Origin of the sequence: Aliishimia ponticola, from assembly GCF_004803475.1 — a bacterium.
Lineage (GTDB): Bacteria > Pseudomonadota > Alphaproteobacteria > Rhodobacterales > Rhodobacteraceae > Aliishimia > Aliishimia ponticola.
The window spans coordinates 400,158-414,721 of sequence record NZ_SRKY01000003.1 but is presented as its reverse complement, the minus strand read 5'-3'; the positions used below and the strand labels follow the sequence as shown (position 1 = coordinate 414,721).

Annotated in this window: 12 protein-coding genes; 6 read left to right on the top strand and 6 right to left on the bottom strand. The window is 60.1% G+C overall.

Annotation, left to right across the window (positions count from 1 at the left end):
- Positions 1-19 precede the first annotated feature (19 nt).
- Positions 20-1,987, bottom strand: coding sequence for a protein meaA (locus tag E4Z66_RS13165; RefSeq protein ID WP_136463481.1), 1,968 nt, complete (start codon positions 1,985-1,987; stop codon positions 20-22).
- A gap of 235 nt (positions 1,988-2,222) precedes the next feature.
- On the opposite strand from E4Z66_RS13165, the gene E4Z66_RS13160 reads away from it, so the two are divergent.
- The 6 genes from E4Z66_RS13160 (at position 2,223) to E4Z66_RS13130 (ending at position 9,187) form a co-directional block, all read left to right on the top strand.
- Complete coding sequence (locus E4Z66_RS13160; protein ID WP_136463480.1) at positions 2,223-3,593, top strand: 1-acyl-sn-glycerol-3-phosphate acyltransferase; 1,371 nt, start codon at positions 2,223-2,225, stop codon at positions 3,591-3,593.
- Between the two features lie 133 nt (positions 3,594-3,726).
- Positions 3,727-5,010 carry a crotonyl-CoA carboxylase/reductase gene (gene ccrA / locus E4Z66_RS13155; RefSeq protein ID WP_136463479.1) on the top strand — a complete coding sequence of 428 codons (1,284 nt, stop codon included), beginning with the start codon at positions 3,727-3,729 and terminating at the stop codon, positions 5,008-5,010.
- Between the two features lie 367 nt (positions 5,011-5,377).
- On the top strand, positions 5,378-6,097 hold the full coding sequence (locus tag E4Z66_RS13145) for a helix-turn-helix transcriptional regulator (RefSeq protein WP_136463477.1): 720 nt from the start codon (positions 5,378-5,380) through the stop codon (positions 6,095-6,097).
- Between the two features lie 151 nt (positions 6,098-6,248).
- Entirely contained in the window at positions 6,249-6,902 is a 654-nt protein-coding gene (locus tag E4Z66_RS13140; protein WP_136463476.1) for an acyl-homoserine-lactone synthase, read from the top strand.
- Between the two features lie 45 nt (positions 6,903-6,947).
- On the top strand, positions 6,948-8,483 hold the full coding sequence (locus E4Z66_RS13135; protein ID WP_136463475.1) for an AAA family ATPase: 1,536 nt from the start codon (positions 6,948-6,950) through the stop codon (positions 8,481-8,483).
- Positions 8,480-9,187, top strand: a complete 708-nt coding sequence (locus E4Z66_RS13130) for an SDR family oxidoreductase (protein WP_136463474.1) — start codon at positions 8,480-8,482, stop codon at positions 9,185-9,187. Before E4Z66_RS13135 ends, E4Z66_RS13130 begins: the two co-directional genes overlap by 4 nt.
- Here the strand turns inward: E4Z66_RS13130 and E4Z66_RS13125 are convergent.
- From E4Z66_RS13125 to E4Z66_RS13105, 5 genes are all read right to left on the bottom strand, one after another.
- On the bottom strand, positions 9,184-9,939 hold the full coding sequence (locus tag E4Z66_RS13125) for a TIGR02186 family protein (protein WP_136463473.1): 756 nt from the start codon (positions 9,937-9,939) through the stop codon (positions 9,184-9,186). The genes E4Z66_RS13130 and E4Z66_RS13125 overlap by 4 nt on opposite strands.
- Position 9,940: 1 nt before the next feature.
- Positions 9,941-10,858, bottom strand: coding sequence for a sulfite exporter TauE/SafE family protein (locus tag E4Z66_RS13120; RefSeq protein ID WP_136463472.1), 918 nt, complete (start codon positions 10,856-10,858; stop codon positions 9,941-9,943).
- Between the two features lie 87 nt (positions 10,859-10,945).
- Positions 10,946-11,911, bottom strand: coding sequence for an ABC transporter permease (locus E4Z66_RS13115; protein WP_136463471.1), 966 nt, complete (start codon positions 11,909-11,911; stop codon positions 10,946-10,948).
- Positions 11,911-13,008 (bottom strand): ABC transporter permease, encoded by a 1,098-nt coding sequence (locus E4Z66_RS13110; protein ID WP_136463470.1) that lies wholly within the window; start codon positions 13,006-13,008, stop codon positions 11,911-11,913. Before E4Z66_RS13110 ends, E4Z66_RS13115 begins: the two co-directional genes overlap by 1 nt.
- Positions 13,008-14,543: an ABC transporter ATP-binding protein gene (locus E4Z66_RS13105; RefSeq protein ID WP_136463469.1), complete on the bottom strand. Its 1,536-nt coding sequence runs from the start codon at positions 14,541-14,543 to the stop codon at positions 13,008-13,010. Before E4Z66_RS13105 ends, E4Z66_RS13110 begins: the two co-directional genes overlap by 1 nt.
- Positions 14,544-14,564: the final 21 nt, after the last annotated feature.

Sequence of the window (14,564 nt, the reverse complement as noted above, 5' to 3'; positions counted from 1 at the left end):
TGTGTCAGCTTTTTTCCGCCTATTCGGCGGCAACAGCCTGTGGGTCGGCAAGTGTCACGATATCGGTCATGATCGTATTCAACTCGAAATCTTTCGGCGTATAAACACGTGCCACACCCATAGCGCGAAGTTTGTCGGCGTCCTCGTCGGGAATAATGCCGCCCACGATCACGGGAATATGGCTTAGCCCTTCATTTTTAAGACGGGTCAAAACGTCTTCCACCAGCGGCAAATGGCTGCCCGAAAGAATGGAAAGTCCGACCACATGCGCGTCGTCGTTTTTCGCGGCATTCACAATTTCCTCGGGCGTCAGTCGAATACCCTCATAGGAAATATCCATTCCGCAATCGCGCGCGCGCACTGCAATTTGCTCCGCCCCGTTGGAGTGGCCATCAAGCCCCGGCTTGCCGACAAGGAATTTCAAACGGCGGCCCAAACGGTCACTGACCGCATCAACGGAAGCGATGATATCTTCCAGCCCTTCGGTCTTGTTGGAGCGGCCAGAGGCGACACCCGTCGGGCCGCGATACTCTCCGTGCACGGACCGCATTTGCGCGGCCCATTCGCCGGTCGTCACGCCAACACGCGCACAAAGAATAGAGGCGGGCATGATATTGTCCCCCGCCGCTGCGGCGGCGCGCAGTCCGGCCAATGCGTTCTTTACCGCGGTGTCATCGCGTTCCGACCGCCACGCATTCAGGCGGTCGATCTGCTCTTGCTCCACTGCCGGGTCGACAACCATGATGCCGCCATCGCCCGTCATTAGCGGCGATGCCTCGCCTTTCTGCCAGCGGTTGACGCCGACCACGATCGTCTCGCCAGCTTCGATCCGGTTGAGCCGTTCGGAGTTGCTTTCGACCAAACGCGATTTCATGTAGTCGATCGCGCCGATTGCGCCGTCCATGCTTTCCAGCGTCGCCAGCTCATGCCGCGCGCCTTCTTTCAACGCTTCGACCTTGGCATCTACCGACGGGTTGCCATCGAACAGATCATCGAATTCCAGCAGATCGGTTTCATAGGCTAGGATTTGCTGCATCCGCATCGACCATTGCTGATCCCAGGGGCGGGGCAGGCCAAGCGCTTCGTTCCATGCCGGTAGCTGCACCGCCCGTGCCCGTGCCTTTTTCGACAAGGTGACGGCCAGCATCTCGATCAGGATACGGTAGACGTTGTTTTCCGGCTGTTGCTCTGTCAGCCCAAGAGAGTTGACCTGCACGCCATAGCGGAAGCGCCGCATCTTCGCGTCCTCGACCCCGTAGCGGTCGCGGCAGATTTCATCCCACAGATCGACGAAGGCCCGCATCTTGCACATCTCGGTCACGAAACGGATGCCGGCATTCACGAAGAACGAAATACGGCCAACGACGGTTGGGAAATCCTCGGCCGGGATACGCGGTTTCAATTCGTCCAGAACCGCCTGCGCCGTGGCCAGCGCAAAGGCCAGCTCTTGTTCCGGCGTCGCCCCGGCTTCTTGCAGGTGATAGGAACACACGTTCATCGGGTTCCATTTGGGCACGTTGGTATAGCAATACTCGGCCACGTCCGCGATCATCTTCAGCGATGGTTTGGGCGGGCAGATATATGTGCCGCGCGACAGGTATTCCTTGATCAGATCGTTCTGAACCGTGCCCTGCAACTTGGCGACATCCGCGCCTTGTTCCTCGGCCACGGCGATATAAAGCGATAGCAGCCAGGGCGCGGTCGCGTTGATCGTCATGGAGGTGTTCATCTGTTCCAGCGGGATCTGATCGAACAGCGTGCGCATATCGCCCAGATGCGAAACCGGCACGCCGACCTTGCCCACTTCGCCACGGCTCAACACGTGATCGCTGTCATAGCCGGTCTGCGTCGGCAGATCGAAAGCCACGGAAAGGCCGGTCTGACCCTTTTCGAGGTTCTTGCGATACAGCGCATTGGACGCAGCGGCAGTGGAATGTCCGGCATAGGTCCGGATCAGCCAGGGGCGGTCTTTCTGCGGTTGCGACATGGGCACCTCTCGGAATCACAAATGGGTAATTTTATTTCGTCAGGGATGTGATACTTGGAAGATTGTGCCAATGTCAATTCGCTGCATCGCGGCGATACGCAAGGTTATTAATGGCCCCCGACATAGGCCCTTTCCAAAGCGCCAAAGCCACACTGCCCGGACGTTTCTGCCTAATTGCGATTGCCTTGAATTTGTGCGCTTGCCGCTCCGGCGATGACCTGCCACGGTCTGCGCCATGTCGCAAACGGTTGAATTGCCCATCTGGCTTTTTGTCCTGATCGTGGTGTTCGCCGCGGTCACTTTCGCGTCGCATTTTCTGTTCCCCTCGGTCCGCTGGTTTTTACGGCGACGTCTGGAACGCGCCGTGGCGCGGCTGAACCAGCGCCTGACCCGGCCGATTGAACCGTTCAAGCTGGTGGCGCGTCACGACATGATTCAGCGGCTGATCTATGACCCGGAAGTGACCCGCGCGATTGTCGAATACGCGCGCAAATCATCCGTGCGTGAAGACGTGGCCTTTGAAAAGGCGCGTAGCTACGCGCGCGAGATCGTCCCAAGCTTTTCCGCCTTTGCCTATTTCGGGTTGGGCATCCGCTTGGCCCGGTGGCTGGCCAATGCGCTCTACACAGTGCGCTGCGGGCCGCGAAATGATGACATCATCGCGAATATTCCGACCGACGCCACGGCGGTGTTCATAATGAATCATCGCTCCAACATGGATTACGTGCTGGTCACGTATCTGGCCGGGCGCGCCTCTGCGCTGTCCTATGCCGTGGGGGAGTGGGCGCGGGTCTGGCCGTTGTCGCGGCTTATCAAATCCATGGGGGCGCATTTCATTCGGCGCAAATCGCGCGGGCAGCTTTATCGCAAGGTGCTGGCCCGCTATGTGCAGATGGCGACCGAAGGCGGCGTGACACAGGCAATCTTTCCCGAAGGCGGGCTGAGCCTTGATGGGAACCTCGCGCCGCCGAAACTGGGGCTACTGTCTTACGTGGTAGAGGCCGGGCGAGAGAGTGATCGCGACGTGGTCTTTGTGCCGGTGGCAATCAATTACGACCGCATATTGGAAGACAGGGTGTTGATGGCGGCGCATCAGCGTGGCGATCGCCGTTTTGGCGCGCGGATCAGCGTCGTGGTTGGGTTCATTCTGCAAAAGCTATGGCTGCGGGTGCGCGGCAAGTTCCTGCGCTTTGGTTCGGCTGCGGTCGTGTTTGGCGAGCCGCTGTCTTTGCAGTCATTCGATGCGGACGCCCCGGTAGAGGCCTTGGCGCAAGACTTGATGACCCGTATCGAAGCGGCCATGCCGCGCCTTGCGGTTCCACTGTTGTCAAAACGCCTGTTGGAACAGGGCGCGCCGACCAGTCGCACAGCCTTGATGATGCAAGCGGCGCAGGACATGGAGGCCGCCCCGGAGCGCTACCTGTTGAATCCTAGCGAAAACCCAATGCAGGTCTTGGACGCGGCGCTGGATCAGATGATCGCGCGGGGATTTGTCACCGTGGATGCGGACCGGGTCACGATCTGCGAGGGCGAACGCGACGCGCTGCGCTTCTATGCCAACTCAACAGAGCAGAGCGAACGCACTTATTCTGCGGCCGCAAAGTAATATTCTGCGCCTGCTGGGTCACAAAATTACCCAAACAGGCAATTCATCTATTGCTTTATTTCGCGCGCATCCATATTCCTGCTCAAACGCACCGCGATTCTGCGGCGCAGCACTTGTTGATACGGAGGCTTGGATGGCTTTGGATACCGACGGTTCGATTACTTATGAGGCGCCCGAGAAAGACCTCTATGAATTGGGCGAAATTCCCCCAATGGGCTATGTGCCCAAGCAGATGTACGCGTGGACGATCCGCAAGGAACGCCATGGCGAACCCGATACGGCCATGCAGGTCGAGGTCGTGGACGTGCCCCAGCTGGACAGCCACGAGGTGCTCGTCCTCGTGATGGCGGCTGGCGTCAATTATAACGGTGTCTGGGCCGCGCTCGGTCAGCCGATCTCTCCCTTTGACGGCCATGGCGCGCCCTATCATATCGCGGGTTCCGATGCCTCTGGGATCGTTTGGGCCGTGGGTGACAAGGTGAAGCGCTGGAAAGTCGGCGATGAGGTCGTGATCCACTGCAATCAGGACGATGGTGACGACGAGGAATGCAACGGTGGCGATCCGATGTATTCGCCCTCGCAGCGGATTTGGGGCTATGAAACACCCGATGGGTCTTTCGCGCAGTTCACCAATGTGCAGGCACAGCAGCTTATGCCGCGTCCCAAGCACCTGACTTGGGAAGAAAGCGCCTGCTACACGCTGACACTGGCGACTGCCTATCGGATGCTGTTCGGGCACGAGCCGCATGACCTAAAACCGGGTCAGAACGTGCTGGTCTGGGGGGCGTCGGGGGGCCTTGGCTCCTACGCGATCCAGTTGATCAATACGGCGGGCGCGAACGCGATTGGCGTGATCTCTGACGAGGACAAGCGTGACTTCGTGATGGGGCTGGGCGCCAAGGGCGTTCTGAACCGCAAGGATTTCAACTGTTGGGGCCAGCTTCCAACGGTCAACACGCCCGAATATGCGGAGTGGTTCAAGGAAGCGCGCAAATTTGGCAAGGCGATCTGGGATATCACCGGCAAGGGCAACAACGTCGATATGGTGTTCGAACACCCCGGCGAGGCAACCTTCCCCGTATCCACCTTCGTTGTGAAGAAGGGCGGCATGGTCGTGATTTGTGCCGGTACGACCGGTTTCAACTGCACCTTTGACGTCCGTTATCTGTGGATGCACCAGAAGCGTGTGCAGGGGTCGCACTTCGCGCATCTCAAGCAAGCGTCCTCGGCCAACAAGCTGATGATCGAACGCCGTCTTGATCCGTGCATGTCCGAGGTCTTTACCTGGGCGGACCTGCCGCAGGCGCACATGAAAATGCTCCGGAACGAGCATAAGCCCGGCAACATGTCCGTGCTGGTGCAAGCGCCGAAAACCGGCCTGAGAACGCTGGAAGAGGTGCTTGACGCGAAAGGCTGACACGCCTTCAATCGTAAGTTGGAAATGAATGGGCTCGCGAATCAAGATTGTTTCGCGGGCCTTTTTCTATTAAGGGTTGCAATGCCCCCGGAATATCCGCCATCGTGCCCGATACCTCACCATTTCTGGGGAGTGAAAATTCGCGAATATCGCCGCCTCTTAACCCATGGTAGTCTTATGTTAACTCATCGTTAACCAAAAAAGGGCGACTTTCTTATGACAAACGAGTGGATCCTAGACGTCCTCACTGACCTCAAGAACTTCGCACGTGCCAATGGCCTGCCGTCCCTCGCAGAGCAGCTGGCCGACACGGCGGACTTGGCAGCGGTGGAGCTGGCGTCCGTTGAAATGAAGGCAAGTACTGCCAATGGTGACGAACTCTCGGCTGGAAGAAATATTGGAGAGGCTGGAGAAGGCCGACGGGCTTGAAGGGCTTCAGTCGTCGATCGTCAGCCTCCGGGACGAGTTTGCGATCGACCATCTGGTCTATCACTGGGTGGACTCGCTGGGGGCACATTCCGGCGTCGGCACCTACAGTCTTGAATGGCGGCAAAAGTATGAACAGCAGCAATTTCACAGGGTCGATCCGGTCATTCTTGGCTGCTACCAGCGGTTCCATCCGGTCGATTGGAAACAACTGGATTGGTCGACAAAGGCCGCTCGCCACTTTCTTCGCGTGGCAACCGAATATGAGGTCGGCAATCAGGGTTACTCCGTCCCGATCCGCGGTCCGAACGGGCAATTTGCACTGTTTACCGCAAACCACACATGCTCGGATGAAGAATGGAGCGCCTTCATCGAAGAACACCGGCGCATGCTGGTACTGATCGCGCATTACTTCAACGAAAAGGCGCTGGAATTGGAACCGGACCGCGCCCCGGAAGCGGCGCAAAACCTGTCGCCGCGGGAAGTGGATGCGATGACCTTGTTGGCAATGGGTTACTCCCGCGCGCAGGTCGCTGACACGCTGTCCATTTCTGAACATACCTTGCGGGTTTATATCGAAAGCGCACGGTTCAAGCTGGGCGCGCTGAACACCACACACGCGGTCGCCCGCGCCCTGAGCCGGGGTTTGATCGTCGTGTGATGCCTACAAGCTGCGCGTGTGCGCAAACTTAATGCAGCCTTACCGCATCCGCACGGTGGGGTTAAAATAACGCGCGTGGCGGCAATAGGCTCTTAAAACCTCATAGCTTATCCCTGTGATCAGTCCCCAATTCCAATAAAGGAACGATCACATGCTCCGCTATGTCTATGCCGAAGACCTCCACCGTTTCCCGAAACTGCGTGACACCATGTTCCGCGACCGCGCCGATCAGTTCAGCGCGCGCCTTGGGTGGGAAGTCAATGTTGATGAAAACGGGTTCGAAACCGACCAGTATGATGCGCTGAACCCGCTTTATGTCATCTGGGAAATGCCCGACGGCACGCATGGCGGATCGATGCGGTTCCTTCCGACGACGGGGCGGACCATGATCAATGAACATTTCAGCCACATCATGGGCGGCGGAACGGTCGAAAGCCCGCTGGTCTGGGAATGCACACGATTCTGCCTGAAGCGCGGCGCCCCGGCGCATGTGGCAGCAGCATTGATGCTGGGGGGCGGCGAAATCATGGAAGGCTTCGGCATCGTCAACTTCGTCGGCGTATTCGACGCCCGCATGGTGCGCATCTATCGCATGATCGGGTCCTCGCCGGATGTGCTTGGCTCGATTGGGGAGGGGCGTGACCAGATCAGTGTCGGGCTTTGGGATTTCACGACCGAAGCCAAGGCGAAAGTCGCCGCGCGCGCGGGTCTGACAGCGGAACAGTCCCGTATGTGGTTCGAAAACTCCTTCGGGCGCGCCGTGCAGCCAAGCGACACGAATTGGGCTGTGCGGGCGCTCGCCTGACGCTTTGATCTGGTAGCCCCCTGCCGGGGCGGTTAGGGTCCGCCCATGACCGCCCCGGCAGTATCGTTTTCCGAAGACCAGGCCGCCGCCCATGACAGCATCTCCGAGATGCTGCGCACGATGGGCGTCGATCTTGATGATGGCGTCCTCATGCCCCGGCGCGAGGGGATCAGTTCCATCGCCGCCGTGACGGGCAAAGCAGGGTCCGGCAAGACGCTGCTGCTGGCCGAGCTCGCCAAAGCGCTGCAAGACGCCGGGGTCGAGGTTATCTCTGGCGATTACGAAAGCCGAAAGTCCAAGGACAAACGTACCCTTGCGATCCTCGCGCCCACGAACAAGGCGGCCAGCGTGCTGCGCCTGCGCGGCGTCCCGGCCACAACCATTCACCGCATCCTTTATACGCCTGTTTACGATCCCGAATACGAGCGGATCGCCGAATGGCTCATGGGCAATGGCGAAAAGCCCCAGATCGAGGCGTTGACCGAACAGGCGCTGGACCGTGCGTGGAACTTTTATCAGACCAACAAGTCGATTCCCGGCGCTTTGGCTGCGGCCGGGCTACGCGGATCTGATTTCATCACCGGCTGGAAACGCCGGGAAGAGCCGCTGGATATCGGGTTCATCGACGAATCCTCCATGCTCGACAATCGGCAGTTCGAGGACTTGAAGGAAATCTTTCCGACGCTGCTTCTGTTCGGCGATCCCGCGCAGCTTGCGCCGGTGCAGCAATCGGGCGAGATGGTCTTTGACCGCCTGCCAGAGGAACGCCGCCTGAACCTTGCGCGGGTCCACCGGCAGGACGCGGACAACCCGATCCTTGATCTGGCACATGCCCTTGCCGACCCGCAGCTTGAATTCCACAGCTTTGAACAGATGATCGAAGAAGCTGCCCGCCAAGACGACCGCGTGGTGATGGCGCAGCGGGTCGAGGTCGATCTGATGGCGCGATCCCCGGTATTGGTGTGGCGCAACGCGACGCGTATTCGGCTTATCAATGCGTTCCGCCAGGTCCACGGCGCGCCGGAAGATGCGCTGATGCCGGGTGAGCCCTTGATCTGCGACGGGATCGAACTGCCTTTGAAACACCGCAAGAAACGGCTCGACCTTGAGGCGCGCGGCCTGATCAAAGGCGCGCAGGTGATCTATCTGAGCGAAGGGAAGCGCCCCGGTTTTTCGCGTCTCCACGTCGTTGGCGCAGAGCAGCCGCAGGTCTCTGCCGCGTCCATCGTAAAAATTGAAAAACCGGATGAAGAAGAACCCTTCATCCCCTTCGCGGCCAATATGGGCGCGACCTTCCTGCACGGTGCGGCGGTGACGATCCACAAGGCGCAGGGCTCGCAATGGGATACGGTGCAGGTTTTTGCGCCCGATCTTTACGCGGCGGCGCGGGTGGGCCGGATGGAGGCCGGTCAACCGCTGTGGAAACGTCTGGCCTATGTGGCGATCACCCGCGCGTCCGAACGTCTGCATTGGGTGGTGCGCGCACGGCTGTCGAAACCCAACGGACCGCTCAGGACGGACGATCTGCGCAGCGTCCCGCGAACGCCGCTGGCGCTGGAAACCACGGAGGAGACAGAATGAAAACGATCTTGATCACAGGGGCAAGCTCCGGCGTCGGGAAATCGGCTGCGGAGACCTTTCTGCAAGCGGGCTGGACAGTTGGTTTGATGGCGCGCCGCGCGGCTGCGCTTGAAGAGGTCGCGGCCGGGCGCGAAGCGGCCATCGTACTGCCGGGCGATGTCACGAAACCGGCCGAGGTTGAAAAATGCTTTGCCGATTTTGCCCAAAGGGCCGGGGGGATCGATGTGCTTTTCAACAATGCCGGCATTTTCAAACCCGCCGCGCCGATCGATGAAACCCCGGTGGAAGACTGGGATCAGGCGCTCGCCGTCAATCTGACTGGCATGTTCCTGTGCGCCCGCGCGGCCTTTGCCCAGATGCGCAAGCAGGGTGGGGGCCGGATCATCAATAACGGGTCCGTCTCTGCCCATGTGCCGCGCGAGAACGCCGTGACCTACACCACGACAAAACACGCGGTGACGGGACTGACCAAACAGCTCAGCCTTGATGGGCGGGATCTGAACATCTGCTGCGGGCAAATCGATATCGGCAACGCGGAAAGCGAGATGGTCGCAGCGATGAAGGCGAAGGTGCCGGACCTGCCGACCATGTCGGTGGAGGATGTCTCACGCTCGCTTTTGCACATGGCGTCACTGCCGCTTGATACCAACGTGCTGACGATGACGATCATGGCCAACAAGATGCCCTATGTCGGGCGCGGCTAGTTCCGGAGCAGCGAGAACGCAGCGCTTGCCGTCCACCCGGCGGCAATCGCGATCGCAAGTGACATGATGCCGTAAAGCAGCGGTTGTTGCCGTGACATGTCGAACAGCCACCGCTCCAGCCCGACCTTGTCGACGGTGATGGTGGTTTCAAAATCGGATACGATCTGCCCTTCGCGCGCAAGGAAAATGCGCGTCGCGTATTCGCCTTCGACCAAGGCGGCGGGCAGTTGGATGCGCGTGCGGAACAGGGTCTGCTCATCGACCGCGACTTTGTTTTCAAGAAGCTGGTACTGGCCGCTATCTTCCCGGATGCGGATCAGCGCCCGTGTGAAATTGCGCGAATCCAGTATGTTCTGCGGCGCGCCGACGGACCGGATCGCGCGGGGGATCGAAATGCGGTGGCGCAGGTCTTCCACGTCCGACAGAACCTCGCGCAGCGGGCCGCTTGTTGCCACCGCATAGAAGGCCGGGGCCGCATCGACTTCCACCGCGTCGGTATTGACCCAGATGCCATAGCGTTTCGCCTTGCGGCGGACCAAAACGGCTTGCGACGGCCCGGCAACGGTGACGATCACCTCAAGCTGTGATGTGTCGGGGATCGGAACCTCTCGCTTGACCGCGCCGAAGATCAGGATTTCCGACCCGTCAAAGCTGGTGGTGATGGCCACGCGGTCCTGCGACAGGCCCAGCACGACGTTCTCCGCCGTGGCGGGCAGGGCGAGCCAAAGCAGCAGGAGGCAAAGCCGCAGCATCTCAGTGCCCCCCGCTTGCGCCAAGGGTGTAAAGCTCTGACGGTTGCAAAAGCAGGTCCAGCGCGAGCTTGCCGCAGACCACCAGAACCATCAGCGCCAGCAGGATCCGCAACTGTTCAGCCTTCAGGTGAACGCCGATCCGTGTGCCGATCTGCGCCCCGATCACGCCGCCCACCAGCAGCAGCACCGCCAGCACGATATCCACCGTGTAGTTCGTCGTCGCATGAAGCAGGGTGGTGAAGCCGGTGACGAAGATGATCTGGAACAGCGATGTGCCAACCACGACCTTCGTGGGCATCCCCAGCAGGTAGATCATCGCAGGCACCATGATGAAGCCGCCGCCGACGCCCATGATCGCCGACAAGATACCCACCAGCAGCCCGACAAGAAGTGGCGGGATCACCGAGATATAAAGCCCGGACACCCGGAAACGCATCTTGAAGGGCAGCTTGTGCACAAGCCCGTGCTTGCGTTTGGTCGGTGCCGTGGCCCCTTTACGCGTCTTGCGGATCGCATTCAGGCTTTCGATGAACATCAGCCCACCGATAATCCCAAGAAACACCACATAGCAAAGCCGGACGAGCAGATCGACCTGGCCCAGCGATTTCAGATAGTTGAACAGCACAACGCCAAGCGCAGCCCCGACAAGGCCGCCAATCAGCAGCACCGTCCCCATTTTCAGATCGACGGTCTTTCGCCTGAGATGCGCCAGCACGCCGGAAAAGGAGGACGCGACGATCTGGTTCGCCTCTGTCGCGACGGCCACAGCCGGGGGAATGCCGATAAAAAACAGCAGCGGCGTCATCAAGAAGCCGCCGCCCACGCCGAACATGCCAGACAAAACCCCGACAAGCCCCCCCAGTCCCAAAAGCAGGAATGCGTTGACCGAAACTTCGGCGATGGGGAGGTATATCTGCATATGCTCTGTTAGCGCTTAACCATCGGGCAAATCAACTCCCATGCCGCGGGGCAGAATGAACTTTCCGCCGCGCGCGCACTTCGTATCCTATCGTTCCTTCACATAAGGCACGCCGCCTGCACGGGGCGGGATCGCCTTGCCGACAAACCCGGCAAGAATGATCACCGTCAGCACATAGGGCAGCACGTCCATGGCCTGCACCGGTACAGTAAACACGCCAAGATCAAGATTCTGATAACGCAGGGCGATGGCTTGAAGCAGCCCGAACAGCAGGCACGACCACATCGCGGGCCAAGGGCGCCATTTGGCAAAGATCAGCGCCGCCAGCGCGATGAACCCGCGCCCCGCGGTCATGTCCTTCACAAAGCCTGCTTGCAGCGCAGTGGCAAGATACGCCCCGGCAATGCCGCACAGCACACCGCAAATCGCCACGGCTGCATAGCGCAGGCCAACGACCGACACGCCTGCCGTATCCACCGCTGCCGGGTTCTCGCCCACGGCGCGCAGGCGCAGGCCAAAGCGGGTGCGATAGATCACCCACCATGTTCCGGGCACCAGCAGGAAGGTCACGTAAACGAGGATCGAATGGCCCGACAGCAACTCGGCATAGATCGGCCCAAGGAACGGTACATCGGCCACCGCCTCGGCGAAGGGCAGGATGATCGGCTCGAACCGGGCGCCGCCGAACAGGGAGGGTGTCCGCCCGCCAAGCTGGAACCAGTCCTGCGCGATCACCACGGTCATGCCTGCCGCGAGAAAGTTGATCGCCACGCCGGAAATCAGCTGATTGCCTCGGAAGGTGATGGAGGCCAGCCCATGCAGCGCCGCCAGCGCCACTGACGATGCGGCCCCGGCCAACAGGCCCAGCCAGACCGACCCGGTGACATAGGCCACAGCCGCAGAAAACATCGCTGCGATCAGCATTTTGCCTTCAAGCCCGATATCGAAAATCCCGGCGCGTTCGGAAAAGAACCCGGCAAGACAGGCCAGCAGCAGCGGCGTGGCCAGACGGATCGTCGAATCGAGGATCTGGATGATCGTCAGGAAATCCATCAGCGCACCTCCTTGCCGCGCAGGGCGAGGAAAATCCGCTCCAGCGGCATACGGACCATATTGTCGAGCGCCCCGGTGAACATGATCACAAGCGCCTGAATGACGATGATCATCTCTCGCGGGATCGAGGTGAAAAAGGCAAGCTCTGCGCCGCCCTGATAGAGAAACCCGAAGAGGATCGCGGCAAGGAACACACCAAACGGGTGCGAGCGTCCCATCAGCGCCACGGCAATACCCAGAAAGCCCGCGCCCTCGGTCGGGTTCAGTACCAGGCGTTCGGCCTCGCCCATGACGTTGTTGATTGCCATCAGCCCGGCCAGACCGCCGGAAATCAGCATGGCGATCATCGTGATCCGCACACCGCTGATGCCCGCATAGCGCGCCGCCGATTGCGACTTGCCGAAAGCGCGGATTTCAAACCCAAGACGGGTGCGCCAGATCAGCAGCCAGACAAGGACGCAGGCGGCCAACGCGATGAACAAAGAGACATTGGCCGGTGTGGATTTGGAAAACGCAATTCCGAAAGGCGCAAGGATGTCATGCAAGGTGGGCAGATGGACAGCCTCGGCAAAGCGGGCAGTGGCCGGATCCTGCGAGCCTTTGGGCTTGAGGACATTGACCAGCATATAGTTCAGCACCGCGGCACCGATGAAGTTGAACATGATCGTCGTGATCACGATATGGCTGCCCCGCTTGGCCTGAAGCCAAGCCGGAATCGCGGCCCAAAGCGCCCCGAATGCCGCGCCGCCGATCATTGCGAAAAGCAGGGCAATGGTCCAATGCGGCCACGGCACCAGCAGACACACAAGCGCCACGCCCAAACCGCCCAGCAGCGCCTGACCTTCGCCGCCGATATTGAACAGCGACGCATGGAAGGCGACCGCAAAGGCCAGCCCGGTGAACATGAAATTGGTCGCGTAATACAGCGTATAGCCCCAGCCATAGGTGGAGCCGAACGCGCCTTGAACCATGATCTTGAGCGCATTGAGAGGGTCTTCGCCGATGGCGATGATGACAATCGCAGAGAAGATCGCCGCCAGCAGCAACGAGATAATCGGAATGAGCGTCACTTCCGCCCACTTGGGTACCACGTCCATCAGGCTGCCTCCCCGCTTACGCCGGCCATCAGAAGGCCCAGTTCTTTTTCGTCGGTCTGGCTTGGTAGACGTTCGCCCATGATCTGTCCATCGAACATGACCGCAACACGATCGGACAAGGACAGGATTTCCTCCAACTCGACCGATACCAGCAGGATCGCTTTCCCCTGATCCCGCAGCGCCACGATTTGCTGGTGGATGAATTCAATCGCGCCAATATCCACACCCCGCGTCGGCTGGCCGATCAGCAGAAGGTCCGGATTGCGTTCGATCTCGCGGGCCAGAACGATTTTCTGCTGGTTCCCGCCCGAGAAATTCTTGGCCGCAAGCGCCGGGTTGGGTGGGCGCACGTCGAAGCGTTCCATCTTGGCCTCGGTATCGGCCCGCACCGCGCTGTTATCCATCAGAACCCCGCGATTATAGGCGGCGTCGTCGTGATACCCGAAGGCGACGTTTTCCCACGCGGCGAAATCCATGATCAGCCCTTCGCGCTGGCGGTCTTCGGGCACATGGCTGACGCCGCTTTCCCGGCGGGATCGGCCATCTGCACCCGCGCCGGTCAGCGGCATCAGGGTGCCATTGACCCGCACTTCGCCAGTGGCGTCCATATAGCCGCCCAGAACCTCAAGCAGTTCCGACTGGCCATTCCCGGCCACGCCCGCAATCCCAAGAATTTCGCCCGCGCGCACCTGCAAATCGATGCTGCGCAGCCGTTCCACGCCCATCTCATCGACAACCCGCAGGTTCTTCACATCCAGGATAACATCGCCCGGTTGCGCCGGGGTCTTGTCCACCTGAAGCAGAACCTTGCGGCCCACCATCAGTTCCGCCAATTCCTCCGGGCTGGTCTCCGAGGTCTTGACCGTCGCCGTCATCTCGCCGCGCCGCATGACGCTGACCGTGTCGGTGATTTCCATGATCTCGCGCAGCTTGTGGGTGATCAGGATGATGGTCTTTCCTTCCTCGCGCAGCCGCCCGAGGATACGGAACAACTGGTCCGCCTCTGCCGGGGTCAGAACCCCTGTCGGCTCATCGAGGATCAGGATATTTGCCTGCCGGTACAAGGCTTTGAGAATTTCGACCCGCTGCTGGGCACCTACGCCTATCTGTTCGATGATCGCGTCGGGATCGACCTTCAGGTCGTATTCCTGTTCCAGTTCCTCAAGCGTCTTGCGCGCTTTGGCCAGCGAGGGGCGCAGCAAGCCGCCATCCTCTGCGCCAAGCACGATATTCTCGAGAACCGTGAAATTTTCCACCAGCTTGAAATGCTGGAACACCATCCCGATGCCCGCAGCAATCGCCGCCTGACTGTCCGGGATCGTGGTCTTCTGGCCGGAGATGAAAATCTCACCCGCATCGGCCTTGTAGAAACCGTAGAGAATGGACATCAGCGTGGACTTGCCCGCGCCGTTCTCGCCAATGATGCCATGGATCGTCCCCGGCATCACGCGGATCGAAATGTCCTTGTTGGCCTGCACCGGCCCGAAAGCCTTCGATATGCCTTTGAGTTCAATTGCCGGCGCTTCGTTCGCCATGCCCGTCCCCTGTCTGAAGAA